This window comes from Mesorhizobium sp. M1399, assembly GCF_040317735.1.
Taxonomy (GTDB): domain Bacteria; phylum Pseudomonadota; class Alphaproteobacteria; order Rhizobiales; family Rhizobiaceae; genus Mesorhizobium.
In genome coordinates, this window is the sequence record NZ_JAMYKZ010000007.1 from 317,535 (window position 1) to 335,617 (window position 18,083).

Consider the following 18,083-nt stretch of genomic DNA (forward strand, 5'->3'; position numbering starts at 1 on the left):
GCCACACGAAGCAACGATGATCCGACGAAACGTGCTTGCATCCCGCAAGCCTGATGGAGGAAGTCATGCGTAAATTGATCACTGGAATGAAAATTTCCGTCGACGGCAAGATGGAGGGACCCGAGGGTTACGCCGATTGGGTCGATGCGTGGTCTGAGGAATACGGCCTGACGCCGCAAATCGATGCCTGCCTGCTTGGCGGCGTCATGTATGCTGGCTACGAGCGCTACTGGAGCGCCATCCAGAACGAGCCCGACAAGCCGCTGCCGATGACCGGCAAATTGCCGAAGCCGGCCGAGCTCGAATGGGCCCGCTTCGCCGCCCAGACGCCGCATTATGTGCTGTCGAACACAATGACTTCGGCGGCCTGGCCAAAGACGCGCTTCGTGCGGAATTTCGAGGATATCGCTGCGCTGAAACAGCAGCCCGGCAAGGACATCTACCTTATGGGCGGCGCCCGAATTACCGCGAGCCTTATCGATGCCGGGCTGGTGGATGAACTCAGGCTGATCGTCTATCCGCTGCTCGCCGGTGAAGGAAAGGCGCTGTTTGGAACGGCGAAGAATCGTCGTGGGCTCGAACTGCGCAAGGTTGAGCAGTTGTCGGACGGCCGCGTCGGGTTGGTCTACGGGATCGGCTAGCGCCAACGTCAGGCAACGACACCGCGGCAGGCCCAGGCGACATTGGCAAAGGACCTCGGGCCGTCGGGCCGGCCGGCCTCATAGGCGTCGCGCATGGCGGCGTCGGTGCGCGCCCGCTCTTCTGGATCGAGCGTGGCCACATACTTGCCGAGCGGCCCTTCGCCGGCGGCAATCGGCGCCCAGTAGTCGTCGAAGTTTTGGTAGTCCATGCGGATCATCAGCTGCGTTTCCGTAACGTCCCGGAGACCCTGTTCGACAAAGGTCCGTTGCATTTCGCCCGGCTGCATCATCGGCTGGGTGCAATAGCGGGCGCGCAGCTGGCGGCCGCCTTCGCTGAGCACTGCCACCGTGTCGATCATCATGCGCATTCCGGGCATGCCGCCGAGATGGTCCCATACGGTCGCCGCGACCACGCCGCCCGGCCGCACGACGCGGCGCATCTCAGCGACTGCCTTGCCGGTTTCGGGCACGAAATGGAGCACGAGCAGCGCCAGGGCGCGGTCAAACGCGCCGTCCTCAAAGGGCAGGGCGCAGGCATCCGCCTGGCGGATTTTTATCCGCGGGTCGGTGTTGCGCCGGATTGCCTCCTCGACGAAAACGGCCGAAAAATCGATCGCGGCGACCTCACGGAGTTCAGCGGCCTTGACGAGCGCGAAGGTCAGGCTGCCTGTGCCACAACCGACGTCGAGGATCTTTTCGCCGTCCTTAAGGCCCGCGAAGTCGATGAACAGCGGCGCGAGCTTTTGGCTCCAGCGACCCATGAGCTGCTCATAGCCGGCAGCATGGTGAACATTGAAACTTGAAGTCATCGAACCCTCCCTTAGCATAAGCTAAACCTCGACACAGCGATTGCCAAGGCAGGCGAGCATTCGTCCCACCGTGAGGCGGCTGCTGGCGAAAGCCACCTTACGGATGCCGGGGCGCGAAGACTTCGCCGGCATCGTAGATTTGATGCGGCCGGCGAGCCGACCTCGATCAGTCTGGGCCACCCATTTGGCGGGCAGTCCGCGGCGCTGGCACTGGATCTCCAACACGGAAGGCGAACGACACGACTTTCGTCGCATCCGGATCGACCTCGCAACGAAAGCTCAGAGCGTACCACTGCCCGCCGGCGCGGAACTCGGTCCTGGAGACTTGCATGATATTGCCGGCCTTCAACCTGAAGGGACGCAAGACGTCAGGAAAGTAGGGGGGCGAAGCATGGCGCAACTGTTCGCGCACTTCCCAGAAGCAGAGCTGACCGATCCGATCGGGGCGCGGCACATTTCTCATGGCGGTTGTCGCGATTGGATCACCGGTTGCTGTTTGCGAGAACAATCTTTTCGCTTCTTCAAGCTTCAGCGGCTTTTGCACCTTGGCCGCTCGCTTGGGCTTAGGCGGCGCGGATGCGCCAGGCGGCGGAGCCGGGTCTTTGCCGTCTACCGCAGTCACGGCAGGTGGCTGCGCAAGATCCTGTTTATTGGGATCTTGCGGCGCCGTCGGTTGTTCCGAACCATCCTCCGCACTGTTGCCGTCCAGAGACTTGCGAGGACCAGCGTCCTTCTCGCCGAATTGGAAGACAGGCCTCTGAGGGCCGGCTTCCGGATGCGCCGGCGTCTCGATCTTTGCTTCCGGCGGCTTTTCGGGCTTGGGCGGTTTCGCAGGAGGCGGAGGTTTGGCTTTCTCCGATGGTTTGGGCGGCGGCACCAGATCCACCCCGATGGCCTGATCCTTCTGCGGCTGCGGGGGCGACACCGGCAGCGCGGACAACAGAAGCGCCGCGGCGAGCAAATGCAGGACCGCGGAGGCAGGCAAGGCCCACCTGAACACCTGGCGCTGATCCCGTATCTCGTCCGTCATCGTGACCGGTGTGTGGAATGAAATATTGGCGGCATCAAGCACCGATGCCGCCAGACGTCGAAATAACCGGTTCATGTCGAGCTTCGACGGTTTTGCGGCGGCCGAGCAGATGCCGCCCAACGCGTTCGTTGGAACTGTCGCCGTCGCTACGAATCGCGCCATCGGCGACTGCCGCGAGGCGCGTCATTCAAATACACGAGGACAGTGGCCGAGCCTGTCCCTAGCGTGGCGTCGGCCAGAGCGCACGGTCAGGGGTGAACCCGTATTCGGGGGAGGCGAATGTTCGCTCCTTAACGGCGCTGCACGAGAGGGATATTCAGTCATGAATTTCAAAGGTTTGATCAAGCGTGCCGAGACTGTGGAGAGGGCGTTCAAGGAGCTCGAAACCGATTTGGCGGATGCGTTTAGCGAATGTCTCAACGTGGACGATCAGTCGCCGTTGAACGACGTCACTGTCCCGGATGAGACTGTGTCGGATGGGAATCTCGCGGCAATGGATGACAGCTCGCAACTTGAGGCCAATGCGGATGCCTTCGAGACCGCGCGACGGCTGACGCCCCACACGCAAACCCGGCTCGCTGCCTTAAGTGCGGTCGATGGGCTCTTTCACGACGCGCAGGAGTATCTTGGGGAGATCCATGCGAAACTGTCGGAGATCGCGACCTCGCATCATCTGACAGGCGAATTCCTGAAACTCCTCCACGGCGACATTCTTCGCGCCAACGAATTGGAGCTGGCAAATACCAGCTTGACCGCGCAACAAAGAGCACTATCCGAACAGCTCCACGATGCAACCAGAAAGCAGCGCGAGCGCGACAGCGCTATCGAGGCGCTGCAGCAGCATGAGGCGAGCCTGGTCGAGGACAAGGAAGCACTTCGCGGCGCGCTGGCTGCAGCAAGGCTGGAGCTCGTCGTGGCAGGCAATGCGAGCGCAAAACGCGAGGCCGAGTTCGGCGAGCTTGTCAAAACGCTCTCGGCCAGAGCGGTCGAGGCCAACAGACGCTCGCGCGAGAACGAGATGCTGCGGGAGAAACATGTTAGCCTGTCGATCGACCTCGACAAGGCGCTGAAACGGGAGGCCGAGGCCCGGCACAGGCTGGACGAACTCTCGACTGTCCACGCCAATGACGCCGCACAGGTTTCGGAACTGCTGGCCGCGCTTGGCAAGAGCGAGAAAGAGGAAATGCGGCTGCAGAAATCGCTCGACATGGCGCAGGCCAAGCTGTCGGAAATGACGGAAGCGGCCCGCATCAGGGACGGGGACAGGGAAGCCGAACTTGCACGCGGTGTCGCGGAGATGACCGGCTTGCGTTCTGAGATCGAGGATCTCCGATCGCGACTGGAAGCCGCCTCGAACCACAACAGCGAAGCCGTCAGCGAGATCGCCAGGCTCAAGGCTCAAGCGAGCGACGCGGTGGCCGAAAAGCAAATCGCCGAGGAAAAATTGTCTGCTCTCATGAAGGAGAGCGAAAGCGACAAGATGAACCTTTCCGCGGTCAGCGCGAATTTTTCGCAGCTTTCCCTGCAGCAGGCATCCGAACAGATACAGTTCGACGTCCAGCGGCAGGAATGCGAGGATCTGCGTGCCGAAGTCGCGTCGCTTCAAGCCCGGGTCAAGGAACTGTTGCCCTATGAGCGGCTCCACAAGGTCACCAACGCCAGACCGCGTGAAGACGGCGTGGTCGAGATCACCGCTGCGGTGGCGGAGAAGGCCCGCGCCAGCAGGCGGCGCCTTCGCCTGCGCGCGGCATCCTAGCTCAGGCGCGGCTGTCTGAATTTCGACTGGTGCGAAACCGACATCCGTCAATGGATGGCGGGTCGAGCGTGAGGCTGGCCTTCCCTGCGTCGGCCTGCAATAGTGCACGCCGGTGAAGCGGAGGGGGCTGAGCATGCGGCTATTCATAAAGCGGAACCACCTCCGTTGGAGGATGTTGGCCTTCATCGCTATCATGGTGCTTTTGCCGAAAGCGGCGTCGGCCGATACCATCCCACCCGACAGGATCGCCGCGGCCCTTGCGAAGCTCGAACTACTTGCCGAAGGCGTCGTCGCGGATGGTAGCGTGCCCGGTCTGGCCATCGGCGTCGTGCATGGCGACGAGGTGATCTTCCTCAAGGGGTTCGGGCATCGCGAAGCCGGAAAACCGGAGACCGTCGATGCGGACACGGTCTTCCAGATCGCCTCCCTCTCCAAGCCGGTCTCCGCCACCGTCGTGGCGGCGCTGGTCAGCGACGGGATTGCTTCGTGGGATTCGAAGATCGCCGACCTCGATCCGGCTTTCCGGCTCGCCGAGCCCTATCCGACCAGCGAACTCACGGTCCGCGACCTGTTTGCGCACCGCAGCGGGCTTCCCGGCACGGCGGGCGACGACCTCGAGGACATTGGCTATGACCGCGGGGAGATCCTGCGCCGCCTGCGGTTTGTGTCGCCGTCGTCGAGCTTTCGTGCCGGCTATTCCTACAGTAATTTCGGACTGACCGAGGGTGCCGTCGCCGCCGCGAAGCCGACGGGCAAGCCCTGGGAAGAGATCGCCGAAGAGAAGCTCTATCGTCCGCTTGGAATGGCCTCGACCAGTTCGCGTCATTCGGACTTCATCAAGCACGCCAACCGCGCCGAACTCCACGCCAAGATCGATGGCGCCTGGGCCGCGAAGGTCCAGCGCTATCCGGATGCGCAGGCGCCAGCAGGCGGCGTCAGTTCCACCGCACGCGATCTCTCTCAATGGATGCGCCTTGTGCTCGGCAACGGGGCCTACGCCGGCAAGAGACTCATTGCCGCCGATGCGCTGGACCAGACACATATTCCCTTGATGGTTCGCGGCAAGAACCCCGTCTCCGGAGGCGAGGCCTTCTATGGCCTCGGCTGGAATGTCGAATTCGGCCGGCACGGGCTGGTCTGGGGTCATGCGGGCGCCTTCAGCACCGGCGCACGCAGTCTGGTGATGCTCTTCCCCGAGGAGAAGCTTGGCATCGTCGTCATCGCCAACGCCTTTCCGACAGGCGTGCCGGAGGGACTGTCCGACAGCTTCGCCGATCTCGTCTTCGACGGAACGCTGGGGAAAGATAAGGTAAAGGCATGGAATGATATCTATGCAGGCATGTTCGGGCCGGTGATTGCGGCGGCCAAGGCCACCTATGCCGTGCCGCCCTCTCCGGCAAGTCCGGCCGGGCCAGCCAGTGCCTATGCCGGCCGTTACTTCAACGACTTCATCGGCGATGCTATTGTGTCGGGCGAAGGAGAGGCTCTTGTCCTCAAGGTCGGGCCCGCCGGTGCGCGGTCCTATCCACTGAAGCATTTCGACCGCGACCTCTTCGTGACCTTCCCCGATGCCGAGATGCCGGACAGGCCCTCGGCCGTCAGCTTTGTCATCGACCCCGACGGCAAGGCGTCGGCCGTGACCATCGAGTTTCTCAACGACAATCATCTCGGCACGCTGCAGCGCGAGGGTGATTAGCCGTCGCGGGGCGGGCGAGCCTTTGCCGGTTCAGGATGCCGGGCCGAACTGGAGCAATTTGAAGCAATCGCCGCTGCCCGGCGTCGCTTGCGTCAGGAAGGGTTTCGACCGGTCGATCCATTCTTGGTGCGACCTGGCATCGGCTTCGATCTCATTGGCCGGTGCAAGCTTGACGAAACCGCGCCCCTTGCTGAACAGCCAGCATGCGCGGCCGAGAAACCGCCTGCTGCGCTGGCGCAGGAGGTCGGCATCATAAAAAATGTCGAGCACCTCCTGCTTGATCTTCCGCTCCTTTTCGGGATTGGCGATCGCAACCTCGATCGCCTCGCCGCCGATCGCATCCTGCAGGTCCTTGTAATCCAGGGCGATCTGAGTGGTGGCATATTTGATGTCGCTCTCGTCCCGGACGATGTTGAACCATAGCGTTGGGTTGAGCTCGTTGACGACGAACGATGCTTCGAAATCGCGTGATAAATTCAGGGTATCGAACCCCTGAACATCGACGTCGCGTTCGACCAGAAGGATCTGCGAAACCTGCTTGGCGAGCGCCGTCCCGTGGGCGCTGACCGCGGCATTGTTGCCGCCGAGTTCCGGACTGACATAGGCGCCGCCATCATCCAGCAGCGCATCGAATTCGCCAAGGGCCTCCACGACGGCGCCGCCGCGGGCAATACGCGCCGCCAGTTTGGCGAGAACCTGCTGGAGCTCCGTTTCGCGTTTACGCTGGTCCTGATAGTTCTGCTGGAAAAAGAAGATGAACAGGGACACGCCAATGCCGATCAGGATCACGCCCAGCTGCGAAAAGATGTTGCGATAATATTCCAGCAGCTTTTCACGATGGCGTACGTCGTCACGCACACTGTGCGCCACACGGAGATTGACGATCAGCGAAACGACCAGGAGCCCGGCACCGACCAGGATCAGGCCGCCGATCAGCAGGTAGCCGTAGCCAGAGTTCAAATCCATTCTTTGCCGCGCTCCCGAAACCCCAGACAGCGCAGACTAATACCGTTCGGCTTCAACACCTACGTTTTCATAGGAGCGCCGGCGAAGGATTCCCACCATTCGGCCGCTGTTCTTACAGCCAGGTCTATGCTCGCCGTCCGCCTCGTTTCGTAGCGGTCTTCTCGCAGCCGAATTCAGGCCGCGTGCTTGGAACCAATGACGGGCGAGACTGTTCAGCTATGACTTTGATACGACGCCGATGTGCCCGGTCGGCTGGGCATGCGGCGATCTTGAGGAGTTCTCATCATGAAGATTTCGTCCAGATTTCGTTCAGTCGCGGTTGCCGTCATCGCCGCCGCGGCAGTTAGCTTTGCCAGCGTCGCGCATGCCGACAGCGGTACGATCCGCTTCGCCATCTACAAGGCGGCCTTTTTCATCGGCGGCTCCGGAGGCGAGGGCACACTGACCTTCCATGGTCGCCGATATCCCATCTCGGTCGGCGGCATCTCGGGCGGCCTCGCCTTCGGCGCCTCCAAGACCTATTTCAAAGGTACCGTGCGCCACATACGCCGCGCCCGGGATGTGACGGGGGTGTACGGTGCAGCGGGCGGTGGCGGCGCGCTTGGCAAAGGAGCCCAGGTGATCGTCATGACCAATGACAAGGGTGCCCAACTCGAACTCACAGGCAGGCAGGTAGGTCTGCAAGTCAACGCCGATCTCAGCGGTATGAGCATCTCGCTGAAATAAGGGCAGTCATTGCATTCGTCATTCCCTGGATGGGCCGGATTTGGCCGCTCCAAACCGCAGCCCATCCATCAGCAGCGACACCAATCGGCGCGAGCGGTCGCGCCAGTCCTTGGTGTCCGGGGCCGAATAGATGCCGCCCAGCGCATGCAGCACGTCGGAGGCATCGACGTCGCTGCGGATCGAGCCGTTGGCGACCGCGGCATCGATCAGCCGCCGCAAAGCCAGCGTCACCCTGCCCGAAACGTCGGAGAACAGGGTGGAGTTGGTTGTGAGCAGGATGCGCAGGCTTGTCGACAGCCCGCGCTTGGTGGCGATGTAGTCGACGAAGCGCTGCATCCATTGTTCGAGCGCGACGTCGGGCACATGATCGTGGGCGAGTTCGTCGGCCGCCTGGCACAGTCCTTCCACTTCGCGCCGATAAACCACCTCGACCAGATGCTCGCGCGTTGGGAAATGCCGGTAGAGCGTGCCGATGCCGACGCCGGCCTGACGCGCAATCTCCTCCAGCGAGGCATCGACGCCATGCGCGGCAAAGGCTTTCGCCGCGACCTCGACCAGTGCGTCGCGGTTGCGCTGCGCGTCGGCGCGCAGCGGTTTTGCAGCGGCGGCTTCGGCCTTGTCTCCAGATATGACGGGCGGCTCTGCGGCCAATTTTTTCTCCAGTGTTGATCCGAATAGGGCAGGCCCCGTTTCAACAACGGAGACGCCTCCAACTTCGTTACGCCTCCGACAAATATAATCGCAAGTAAATACAATCACAGGATCGAGTCTGGGCCGGCGTTCCGCATCTTGCCTGTCCCGGTGGATGACGACGGAGGATATTTCCTGGCGCGGCCGGCACTCCTCATCTGTTCGGCCGATGCCCTGAGGCAAAAATGAGCCGACATTGAGCACGATCCCCTCAGGATCATTGGACTGTCCTGCCCCTACAGACAGTTCAGAGAGCACCACCGGCTTGGGCCGGTGGTGCTTTTTTGTCTCCAGGCATGACGGCTGGCTGCCCTGCCAATTTTCTCCAATTTTGATCATTTTCGATCCTGGGCTTGAACAGGGCCGAGCAGGTCCTTAGGTAATAAGCGGAGGCGCCTCCGATTGTGGAGCGCCTTTCTCATGTAATCACGGGATCGGGTATGTCACGTCTTTCGACCTCGCAAGCCGCAGCCTCCCCGAGGTCGCGCCAAGTCAGGCAGACCCCCTCTGCCCTGCCGGGCATTTCCCCCAAGGGGAAGATAGCCTTCACCTAGCCATAAGCTGACCTTGCCGCTCGCCGGCCGGGCACCAGATCATCCCCTCCCGCGTCAAGCAACTGGAGCCAGACGCCCCATGACAAGCAAAACCCGAACTCCAATCCAACTTCAAATCAACGGACATCGACATGAGCTGGAGGTCGAACCGCGCGTTACCCTGCTCGACGCCTTGCGCGACCATCTCGGCCTGACCGGCACCAAGAAGGGCTGCGACCAGGGCCAGTGCGGCGCCTGCACGGTGCATATCGACGGCCAGCGCGTGCTGGCCTGCCTGACGCTTGCCACTCAGGCTGAGAGCAGGGACATCACCACCATCGAAGGGCTTGCCGGGGAGGATGGCACGCTGCATGCGGTGCAGGCCGCCTTCCTCGAACAGGATGCCTTCCAGTGCGGCTATTGCACGCCGGGCCAGATCATGTCGGCGGTCGCCTGCATTCGCGAGGGCCATGCCGGTTCCGACGAGGAGATCCGCGAATACATGGCCGGCAATCTCTGCCGCTGCGGCGCCTATCCGCATATCATCGCCGCCGTGCGCCAGGCGGCCGTGGAGGCCGCGTCATGAGGGACTTTTCGTATCTCCGCGCCGGCTCCGTCGATGCGGCCCGTGAGGCAGCAGCACTTCCCGGCGCCATGCTTTTGGCCGGCGGCACGACGCTTGTCGATCTCGCGAAATGCGGCGTTGCCGAACCCGAGACCGTGGTCGACATCACCCATCTCAAGGGACTGGACACGATTGCCGTTGATGACCGGGGCGCCACGATCGGCGCGCTGGCCAGGATGAGCCGCGTCGCCGACCATGCCGATATCAAGAGTCGGTTCCCAGCCGTCTCGGAAGCATTGTGGCAGGCCGCATCGGCGCAGTTGCGCAACATGGCGACGATCGGCGGCAATTTGATGCAGCGTACGCGCTGCCCCTATTTCCGCGATCCGGCGAATTTCCCCGCTTGCAACAAGCGCTCGTCCGGCAGCGGCTGCTCGGCGATCGGCGGCGTCACCCGTGGTCATGCCGTGCTCGGCACCAGCGAAGCCTGCATCGCCACCTATCCCGGCGACCTGGCGGTTGCGCTCGTCGCCTTCGACGCGATCCTCCATCTCGGCGACCGTCAGGTCGCCGTCGATGATTTTTTCCTGCCGCCGGGCAGCACGCCCGAACGGGAACATGCGATCGAACCCGGCGAGATGATCACCGCGATCGGCATTCCCGCTTCGGCCGCCGCCCGCCGCTCGACCTATCTCAAGGTCCGCGACCGCCAGTCCTATGAATTCGCCGCGGCAAGTGCCGCGGTCGGTATCGAGTTCGAGGCCGACGGAAGGACGATCCGCGATCTGCGCGTCGCGCTTGGCGGCGTTGCCACCAAGCCATGGCGCGCCCGCGCCGTCGAAGAGGCGCTGAAAGGCAAGGTGCTCGAGCCGGAGGTCGTCAGGCAAGCCAGCCTGCTCGCCGTCGAGGGCGCCGTCGACCATGGCGCCAACCACTACAAGATCGAACTGGCGCCGCGCGTCGTCGCCCGCGCCATCCTCAAAATGGGAGAAACGGCATGACCGTTCACGAGTTGAGAACAAGACCTGGCGATGCCAAACGCGGCGACGCTTCGGACGGCGCCGTCCTCGCGGATCAGGTCGGCGGCCGGCTGTCGCGCGTCGACGGACCGGCCAAGATCACCGGTGCCGCCAAATACGCCGTCGAGCAGCAGCTCGAGGGGCTCACCTATGCGGTGCTGGTCGAGAGTACCATTGCCGCCGGCCGGGTGCAGTCGATCGACACGGCAGCGGCCGAAGCCGCGCCGGGCGTGCTGCTGGTGCTGACGCCCGACAATTTCCTGCCGCTGAGAACCGCCACGGACTGGCTGGGCACGCCGCCGCCGGCTGTTGCCTATTGCCCGCTGGCGCGCAGCATCACCTTCAGCGGCCAGCATATCGCGGCGGTGGTGGCCGAGAGCTTCGAACAGGCGGTCGCAGCCGCGGCGCTGGTCAAGATCGCCTATGACGAGGCGCCGGCGATCGTCGACCTCAGCGATCCGAAAGCCGGCGACGGCATTGCGGTCGATGCGATGACCAAGGAGTGGGGTGAGGCGGAGACCGCGTTCGCCTCGGCTCCGGTCAGGATCTGCAACGCCTACAACACGCCGCGCGAATACCAGGCGCCGATGGAGCCGCATGGCCTGATCGCAAAGTGGCAGGACGACCAACTCACGGTCTGGGAGCCGAGCCAGTGGCTCGACGGCATGGCGCGGACCTATGCCGAATGGTTCGGCGTGCCGTTCGAGAATGTGCGACTGGTCTCGCCCTATATTGGCGGCGGCTTCGGCTCCAAGGCGTTCGCCTATGGCTACGGCGCGGTGGCGGCAGTCGCCGCGAAAATGCTGGGACGGCCGGTGAAGCTGGCGGTCAGCAGGCCGCAGACCTTCACCGCCTATGGCGGACGGGCGGCGACGCGCCAGACCGTGGCGCTCGGCGCCAACGCAGAGGGTCAGATCCAGTCGATCGTGCATCGCGGCGTCAACGAGACCTCGGTCGACGGCATGTGGGTCGAGCCGCTCGGCTCGGTCACCTCGGTCATGTACGCGACGCCGAATTTCTCGTCGCGGCAGAACGTCGTGCGGGTCAACACGGTGGTGCCGGGGGCATTGCGCGCGCCGGGCGAGAACCCGAGCGCCTTCGGCATCGAAAGCGCGATCGACGAGCTCGCCTATGAGGTCGGTATCGACCCGCTGGAAATCCGTCTCAGGAACTATGCCGAGCAGGATCCGCATGCGAAGAAGCCGTGGTCGACACGGCAGCTGCGCGAGGCGTTCGCGGCCGGCGCTGAAGCCTTTGGCTGGTCGAAGCGGACGCCCCAGCCGCGTTCGATGCGCGACGGCAACCAGTTGATCGGCTGGGGCGTCGCCGCCGGCACCTACCCGGTGCGGCGCGCCTATGGCGAGGCGGTCGTGCGCATTCTCGCCGACGGCTCGGTTGAGGTCGAAAGCTCGTCGATCGACATGGGGCAGGGCACCTACACGATCTTGGCGCAGACCGCCGCCGAGGTGCTGGGCGTGCCGGCGGAAAACGTCATCGTCAAGCTCGGCGATTCCCGCTATGCCCGTGCCGGCGTCACCGGCGGTTCGCGGCTGGCCGGGGTGATGACCGGCGCCGTCCACAAGGCGGCGAGTGCCGCGCTCGACCAGTTGGTCGGGCTCGCCATCAGTGATCCGGCTTCGCCGTTCCATACGCTGCAGGCCAACACGCTCGTCGTCGCCAATGGCCGCATTTCGTCGCCGCGCGGCAACGGCCCTGAAGTTTCCATCGCCGAACTGCTCAGCAGCGTCGGGCGCCAGCATATCGAGGCCAAGGGCGACACGATGCCGGCCAATTCGACGGTCGAGGACCGCTACAAGAACTACACCACCATAGCCATGGCGCTGCCGCACACCGAGGGCGACTATTCCCGCCACAGCTGGTGCGCGCATTTCATCGAAGTGCGCGTCGACGAGGACTTTGGCACGGTTCGTGTGTCGCGCGTGGTATCGGCGCTGGATTCGGGCCGGCTCTATAACCCCAAGCTCGCCGAAAGCCAGTGGAAGGGCGGCATCATCATGGGCATCGGCCAGGCGCTGCTCGAGGAAGGCATCGTCGACCGCCGCCACGGCCGCATCGTCAACAACAACCTCGCCGACTATCTCATCGCCACCAATGCCGACATTCCCGACATCGAGGTAATCTCAGTCGGTATTCCCGACCCGCATTCCTCGGTGCTTGGCGGTAAGGGGGTCGGCGAGCTAGGCATCGTCGGCGTGGCGCCGGCGATCGCCAACGCGGTATTCCACGCCACCGGGAAACGGGTGCGGGATCTGCCGATCACGCTGGAGAAGCTGATTTAGGCGGACGCGGTGGAACTGCCAATCTCCCCCCTCGTGGGGGAGATGCCCGGCAGGGCAGAGGGGGGCGTGAAGGATCGCCAGCGTTCAGTTCAACTTTGATGAGCTGAGAACCTTACGTGGGTGCGCGAACTGCTTGATAGGCTGGAGGGACAGCGCCCCTCTCTGTCCTGCCGGACATCTCCCCCACGAGGGGGGAGATCGGCAGCTTGAACGCCCTGCCTTTTCAGGCTCACCACGACAGACTGAACGCAAGCTTGCCGAAATGCCGGCCGCCGGCCGCCATGTGGGCGTAGGCCTCGGTCGCCTGGTGCTGGCTGTAGATTGTGTCGATGACCGGATCGATACGGGCGGCGCCGATAGCGCGCGCAGCGTCGCGCAGGTCGGATACCGAACCGGTGTTGTTGCCCACTACCTTGAGCGCCTTGATGATGATCGGCAGCAGGTTCGTGGTGGCCTCGGCGCCGGTGACGAAGCCGATCGCGAACACCGTGCCGCCGGGCGCCGCGGCATTGATTGAGCGGGCGAAGGTGGCCGAGCCGCCGGTCTCGACGATCAGATCGGCGCCGAGGCCGTCGGTCAGCTCGAGCACCTTGGCGTCCCAGTCCGGTGTCTCACGATAATTGATGAGATGATCCGCACCCAAGGCCTTGGCGCGGGCCAGCTTTTCGTCCGACGACGAGGTGATGATGACCGTGGCGCCGGCTGCCTTTGCCAGCTGCAGGGTCAAGATCGACACACCGCCGGTGCCGAGCAGGACGACGACTGATCCGGGCCCGGCATCGGCGGCGCGGATCGCGTTCCAGGCGGTGGTGCCAGCGATCGGCAGCGTTGCTGCCGCTTCGAAGGACAAGTGAGCCGGCATCGGCACGACGGCATTGGCCGGCAGCACGACATATTCGGCGAGCGAGCCGGGCAGTGTCAGCCCGCGCATCTCTCTGGTCTCATAAGGCCGCGGACGGCCGCCGATCCAACGCGGTTTTGCATGGGCGATGATGCGGTCGTTGACGGCGAGCCTCGACACGCCCTCGCCGATGCCGACGATCTCGCCGGCGCCGTCGACGACGGGAATGAGCGGAAAGCTCGGGCCTGGATAGTTGCCGCTCGCGATCGCGACGTCGACAAAGTTGAGGCTTGCGGCGCGCAGGCGGATCAGCACTTCGCCGCGCTGCGGTTCAGGCGTGGGAACGGTGGCCGCGCGAAACGCGTCCAGTCTCGGGGCAGTCAGTTCGATCGCTTTCATGTCTCACTCCGGTTGATGGGCCGATTGACGGGCCGGGATTGAGTGAAACTAGCTGCTGCGCTATTGGTATATAATCCTTGGCTTTTACATTTGAGCTCTGCGCCAGATGCAGCAATCGCACGAACCGGCAGCATTGGCCGAAATGGCCGCCTTCGCGGCAATCGCCGAAGTACGCTCCTTCACCAAGGCGGCGGCTCGCATCGGCCGCGACGCAACGATCCTGTCGCGGCGCCTTGCCTCCCTGGAAGAGCGGTTGGGCGTGCGCCTGCTGCACCGGACGACGCGAAGCGTGTCGCTGACCGAGGCGGGTTCGGAGTTCCTCGTCCGCATCCGCGCTATCCTGGCCGCCGTCGACGAAGCCGAGGCTGTCGCGTCGGCGCATGCCGGCGGCGGGCCGCGCGGCGTGCTGCGGCTGGCGCTGCCCGGCTCGTTCGGGCGCATGTGGATCGGCCCCCTGCTGCCACAGTTTCTCGCCGAATTTCCCGACGTCCGTATCGAGGCCGAGTTCTCCAACCGCTTCGTCGATCTCGTCGCCGAGAATTTCGATGTTGCCGTTCGTCTCGGCGCGCTGGAGGATTCGCGGCTGGTGGCGCGCAAGGTCGCGACACGGCGGCGGCTGCTGTGCGCCGCGCCGTCCTACCTCGCCCGCCGGGGCACGCCGGCTGCGCCGGAAGCGCTGCTGGAACACAGCTGTCTCGGCTTCTCAGGCTTCCAGACCTTTCCGGCCTGGGAGATGACCGACACCACGGGCCGCCGCGTCAGTATCGAGGTCTCCGGCCCGCTGGTCACCGACGACGCCGAGGTCCTGGTCGAAGCCGCCGTGCAAGGCGTCGGGCTGATGATGAGCACGGATTGGCTGGTCGGACGCGAGCTCGCCGACGGCCGGCTGGTGCCAGTGCTGGAGGACTGGACCCTTGCCGACGAAGGGGCCGTCTATGTCGTCATGCCTTCGGCCAAGGGGCAAGCCGCCAAGACACGTGCCTTCGCCGACTGGATCGGCAAACGCTTTGCGCCGGTCCCGCCGTGGCAGAGGTGAGGGTGCTGATCTCCCCACGAGGGAGATTATGCGCTCCTCCCTCACTTCCCGCCCTGCTTGATGAAATGACCGAGCAGATCCATTGGCACCGGAAACACGACCGTCGACGAGCGCTCGCCGGCGATGTCATGGAGAGCCTCGAAATAGCGTAGCTGCATGGCTTGCGGTGCTTCGGCCAGCATCTTGCCAGCCTCGACGAGCTTTGCCGCCGCCTGTTGTTCGCCGTCGGCATTGATCACTTTCGCACGCCGCAGCCGTTCCGCCTCGGCCTGCTTGGCGATGGCGCGGACCATGTTCTCGTTGAGGTCGACATGCTTGATCTCGACATCGGAGACCTTGATGCCCCAGGCATCGGTGCGCTGGTCGAGAATCTCCTGGATATCGCTGTTGAGCTTGTCACGTTCGGCCAGCATTTCATCGAGCTCATGCTTGCCGAGCACCGAGCGCAGCGTGGTCTGTGCCAGTTGGTTGGTGGCGGTCATGAAGTCTTCGACCTGGATCACCGCCCGCTCGGCGTCGACGATACGAAAATACAGCACCGCGTTGACCTTCACCGAGACGTTGTCGCGCGAGATCACGTCCTGCGGCGGCACGTCCTGGACCACCACTCGCAGGTCGACCTTCACCATCTGCTGCACGAAGGGGATGAGGATGATAAGGCCGGGGCCCTTGACCCCGGTGAAGCGGCCGAGCGTGAAGACCACCCCGCGTTGATATTCCCTCAGGACGCGAATGGCCGCGGATAAGAACATGACCACGACGAGCGCTGCTGCCAGATAGGCCACATAACCGATGATCATTGCCTTGCTCCATCGCTTCCCACATTGCGGCGCCGTATCGTCAGCACAAGACCCCTGACATCAGCCACCTCGACGCTGTCGCCCACCGCAAGCGGTTCGTCGGCTTTTGCCCGCCAGCGCTCGCCCCGGGCGAGCACGTGGCCCTCGCTGCCCTGCCAGTCGAGAATCTCCGCCGGCAGCCCCTGCATGGCCTGTGCGCCAACACGCGGAACGTTCTTGCGGGCCGCCCACAGATAGCTGCCGGTCAACAGCGCCAGGCCGAGCGTCAGGACGGCGGCGGTGCCGATAACGGCCCACGACATCTCGAAGCCGGGCCCCTCGATCTTGAGCAGCATGGCAGCGCCCAGCAGAAACGCAGCCACGCCTCCCAGCCCAAGGACCACTGTCGGGTTCAAGGCTTCGACGACGAGAAAGATGATGCCAAGCAGCATCAAGGCAAGGCCGGCATAGCTGATCGGCAGGAGATTGAGCGCATAGAGGCCGAGCAGAAGGCAAATCGTGCCGATCACGCCAGGCGCGACCGCGCCCGGGCTCGTGAATTCGAAGACGAGGCCATAGACGCCGACCAGCATCAGGATGACGGCGATGTTTGGGTCCGTGATGACGGCGAGAAGCCGGATGAGCCAGCCTGGTTCGAGCGTTTCAACCGGCAGCCCTTTCGTCGCCAATGCCTCTTTCTTGCCGGCGATCTCGACGGTCCGGCCGTCGGCCAGTTGAAGCAACTCGGTGGTGTCGCGGGCGACGAAGTCGATGACATGCTCCTGCAGCGCCGCGCCGGCCGACAGGCTGGCCGCCTCGCGCACGGCCTTTTCACCCCATTCGGCATTGCGCCCGCGCAATTCAGCCAGGCTGCGGATCAGGGCAACGGCGTCGTTCGTCGCCTTGGCGATCATCGCATCGCCCGCGGGTGCGTTCTTCTTGTCCTTGTCCGCCTCCGGGCCATCGTTCTTGTCGCCGGGAAACGATGGCAGCGGCCCGCCCATCTCGATCGGCGTTGCCGCGCCCAGATTGGTGCCGGGCGCCATCGCCGCTACATGGGTAGCGTAGAGGATGTAGGTTCCGGCGCTCGCCGCGTGCCCGCCGGCGGGCGCGACATAGCCGATGACGGGAACCGGCGAGGCGAGGATAGCGGCGATCATCTCGCGCATGCTGGTAACCAGCCCGCCGGGCGTGTCCATCTGCAGGATGAGAGCCTGGGCGTTTCGGTCCGCGGCCACCGCCAGCGCTTCCTCGAGCTGCCTGGCACTCGCCGGACCGATGGCGCCGTCGATCTCGACGCGCAACACAATTTTCTCCCGGCCGTTCGCCTCTCCGGTTGCGGAAGAGGGACAAACGGCCGCAGCAGCCACGAAAGCCGCGGCAAGCAGGACCGCACGCGCGAGTTTCACGCTCAAAGCTCCATATCTAGGATATGGGCTGGATTTTGCCGAAATCCATGAGAACGCTCATCAAACCGGCCTGGGTGCGGGGTGATGCTTCGCTCTGTCCTTCAGGCCCGAAGCAGCGCCAGCTCTTCGGCGGTCAGATGGCGTGTCTTGCCCTTGGCGAGGTCGCCGAGCTGCAATGGGCCGATCGCAACGCGCACCAGGCGCAGCACCTCGATATCGTGGGCGCCGAGCAGCCTTCGGATATGGCGGTTGCGGCCCTCGTCGAGCACGATCTCCAGCCAAGCGGTGCTGGTGCCGCCGCGCAGCAGCTCGATCGACCGGGCCGTCAGCAAGTCGCCATCGACTGTCGCGCCGGCGCGCAGCCGCGCCAACATGGCCTCGTCGGGCAGGGCGCCGATCTGCACGTGATAGGTCTTGGCGACATGCGAGGCGGGGTCGAGCAGGCGCTGCGCGAAGCGCGTGTCGTTGGTCATCACGAGCAGGCCCTCGCTCGCCTTGTCGAGGCGGCCGACCGGCGAGACGAAGGGCAGGTCGAGCCCTGCCAGGCAATCATAGACGGTGCCGCGGTCCTGCGGGTCGTCGCGGGTGGTGACCAGCCCGCGCGGCTTGTTGAGCATCAGATAGACCTTGCGCTCGGCAGCGACGCGGTGGCCGTCGACCTCGATGCGGTCGCGGCCGGGATCGACGCGCATCGAGCCGTTGCGCACGATCTTGCCGGCAACCCGCACGCGCCCCTCGGCAACCAGAAGCTCGGCCTGCTTACGCGAGCACAGGCCAAGCTTCGACAGGGCGCGGCACAGGCTGACGCCGGGAGGCTGGGTCCCGGGGGCAGGGCGTTGCCGGGCAATGTTCGGTCGCGGCGACATGGCGTTGCCTGTGGATTCTTGT

The 18,083-nt window shown here is 64.2% G+C and carries 16 protein-coding genes; 8 read left to right on the forward strand and 8 right to left on the reverse strand.

Translation table 11 applies throughout. The annotated features are described in order from the left end of the window. Positions 1 to 65: 65 nt before the first annotated feature. Positions 66 to 641, forward strand: coding sequence for a dihydrofolate reductase family protein (locus tag NKH05_RS14845; protein WP_352481678.1), 576 nt, complete (start codon positions 66 to 68; stop codon positions 639 to 641). An 8-nt stretch (positions 642 to 649) separates the two neighbouring features. On the opposite strand, the gene NKH05_RS14850 is transcribed toward NKH05_RS14845, so the two are convergent. Continuing rightward, the gene (locus tag NKH05_RS14850; RefSeq protein ID WP_023722357.1) at positions 650 to 1,450 is read right to left on the reverse strand and encodes a class I SAM-dependent methyltransferase; all 801 of its coding nucleotides are present in this window, start codon (positions 1,448 to 1,450) and stop codon (positions 650 to 652) included. A 166-nt stretch (positions 1,451 to 1,616) separates the two neighbouring features. Continuing rightward, on the reverse strand, positions 1,617 to 2,642 hold the full coding sequence (locus tag NKH05_RS14855) for a DUF930 domain-containing protein (protein ID WP_352895126.1): 1,026 nt from the start codon (positions 2,640 to 2,642) through the stop codon (positions 1,617 to 1,619). A gap of 160 nt (positions 2,643 to 2,802) precedes the next feature. Here NKH05_RS14855 and NKH05_RS14860 point away from each other — a divergent pair, with 160 nt between their 5' ends. Continuing rightward, entirely contained in the window at positions 2,803 to 4,236 is a 1,434-nt protein-coding gene (locus tag NKH05_RS14860; RefSeq protein ID WP_352481675.1) for a coiled-coil domain-containing protein, read from the forward strand. A gap of 172 nt (positions 4,237 to 4,408) precedes the next feature. Then, positions 4,409 to 5,932 carry a serine hydrolase gene (locus NKH05_RS14865; protein WP_502904999.1) on the forward strand — a complete coding sequence of 508 codons (1,524 nt, stop codon included), beginning with the start codon at positions 4,409 to 4,411 and terminating at the stop codon, positions 5,930 to 5,932. Between the two features lie 30 nt (positions 5,933 to 5,962). Here the strand turns inward: NKH05_RS14865 and NKH05_RS14870 are convergent, their stop codons facing one another. Then, on the reverse strand, positions 5,963 to 6,898 hold the full coding sequence (locus tag NKH05_RS14870) for a hypothetical protein (protein WP_023722353.1): 936 nt from the start codon (positions 6,896 to 6,898) through the stop codon (positions 5,963 to 5,965). A 285-nt stretch (positions 6,899 to 7,183) separates the two neighbouring features. Here NKH05_RS14870 and NKH05_RS14875 point away from each other — a divergent pair, with 285 nt between their 5' ends. Further along, positions 7,184 to 7,624, forward strand: a complete 441-nt coding sequence (locus NKH05_RS14875) for a lipid-binding SYLF domain-containing protein (RefSeq protein ID WP_023677323.1) — start codon at positions 7,184 to 7,186, stop codon at positions 7,622 to 7,624. A gap of 18 nt (positions 7,625 to 7,642) precedes the next feature. Here NKH05_RS14875 and NKH05_RS14880 read toward each other — a convergent pair whose 3' ends face one another. Further along, the gene (locus NKH05_RS14880; RefSeq protein WP_023722352.1) at positions 7,643 to 8,275 is read right to left on the reverse strand and encodes a TetR/AcrR family transcriptional regulator; all 633 of its coding nucleotides are present in this window, start codon (positions 8,273 to 8,275) and stop codon (positions 7,643 to 7,645) included. A 672-nt stretch (positions 8,276 to 8,947) separates the two neighbouring features. Between NKH05_RS14880 and NKH05_RS14885 the strand changes: the two genes are divergently transcribed. Genes NKH05_RS14885 through NKH05_RS14895 form a run of 3 tightly spaced genes read left to right on the forward strand, consistent with a single transcriptional unit; the run spans position 8,948 to position 12,731 of the window. After that, positions 8,948 to 9,433: a (2Fe-2S)-binding protein gene (locus tag NKH05_RS14885; RefSeq protein WP_023722351.1), complete on the forward strand. Its 486-nt coding sequence runs from the start codon at positions 8,948 to 8,950 to the stop codon at positions 9,431 to 9,433. Then, positions 9,430 to 10,413, forward strand: a complete 984-nt coding sequence (locus tag NKH05_RS14890; RefSeq protein ID WP_352855708.1) for an FAD binding domain-containing protein — start codon at positions 9,430 to 9,432, stop codon at positions 10,411 to 10,413. The genes NKH05_RS14885 and NKH05_RS14890 overlap by 4 nt, the downstream gene beginning before the upstream one ends. Further along, positions 10,410 to 12,731, forward strand: coding sequence for a xanthine dehydrogenase family protein molybdopterin-binding subunit (locus NKH05_RS14895; protein WP_023722349.1), 2,322 nt, complete (start codon positions 10,410 to 10,412; stop codon positions 12,729 to 12,731). Before NKH05_RS14890 ends, NKH05_RS14895 begins: the two co-directional genes overlap by 4 nt. 229 nt (positions 12,732 to 12,960) lie before the next feature. Here the strand turns inward: NKH05_RS14895 and NKH05_RS14900 are convergent, their stop codons facing one another. Then, positions 12,961 to 13,971, reverse strand: a complete 1,011-nt coding sequence (locus NKH05_RS14900) for a zinc-dependent alcohol dehydrogenase family protein (RefSeq protein WP_023722348.1) — start codon at positions 13,969 to 13,971, stop codon at positions 12,961 to 12,963. Between the two features lie 106 nt (positions 13,972 to 14,077). On the opposite strand from NKH05_RS14900, the gene NKH05_RS14905 reads away from it, so the two are divergent. Beyond that, the gene (locus NKH05_RS14905; protein WP_352855706.1) at positions 14,078 to 15,007 is read left to right on the forward strand and encodes a LysR family transcriptional regulator; all 930 of its coding nucleotides are present in this window, start codon (positions 14,078 to 14,080) and stop codon (positions 15,005 to 15,007) included. Between the two features lie 41 nt (positions 15,008 to 15,048). Here the strand turns inward: NKH05_RS14905 and NKH05_RS14910 are convergent, their stop codons facing one another. The 3 genes from NKH05_RS14910 to NKH05_RS14920 form a co-directional block, all read right to left on the reverse strand. Beyond that, positions 15,049 to 15,807: a slipin family protein gene (locus tag NKH05_RS14910; protein WP_023722913.1), complete on the reverse strand. Its 759-nt coding sequence runs from the start codon at positions 15,805 to 15,807 to the stop codon at positions 15,049 to 15,051. Then, positions 15,804 to 17,195, reverse strand: coding sequence for an NfeD family protein (locus NKH05_RS14915; RefSeq protein ID WP_352788185.1), 1,392 nt, complete (start codon positions 17,193 to 17,195; stop codon positions 15,804 to 15,806). The genes NKH05_RS14910 and NKH05_RS14915 overlap by 4 nt, the downstream gene beginning before the upstream one ends. A gap of 101 nt (positions 17,196 to 17,296) precedes the next feature. Further along, on the reverse strand, positions 17,297 to 18,061 hold the full coding sequence (locus NKH05_RS14920) for a pseudouridine synthase (protein WP_352640973.1): 765 nt from the start codon (positions 18,059 to 18,061) through the stop codon (positions 17,297 to 17,299). Positions 18,062 to 18,083: the final 22 nt, after the last annotated feature.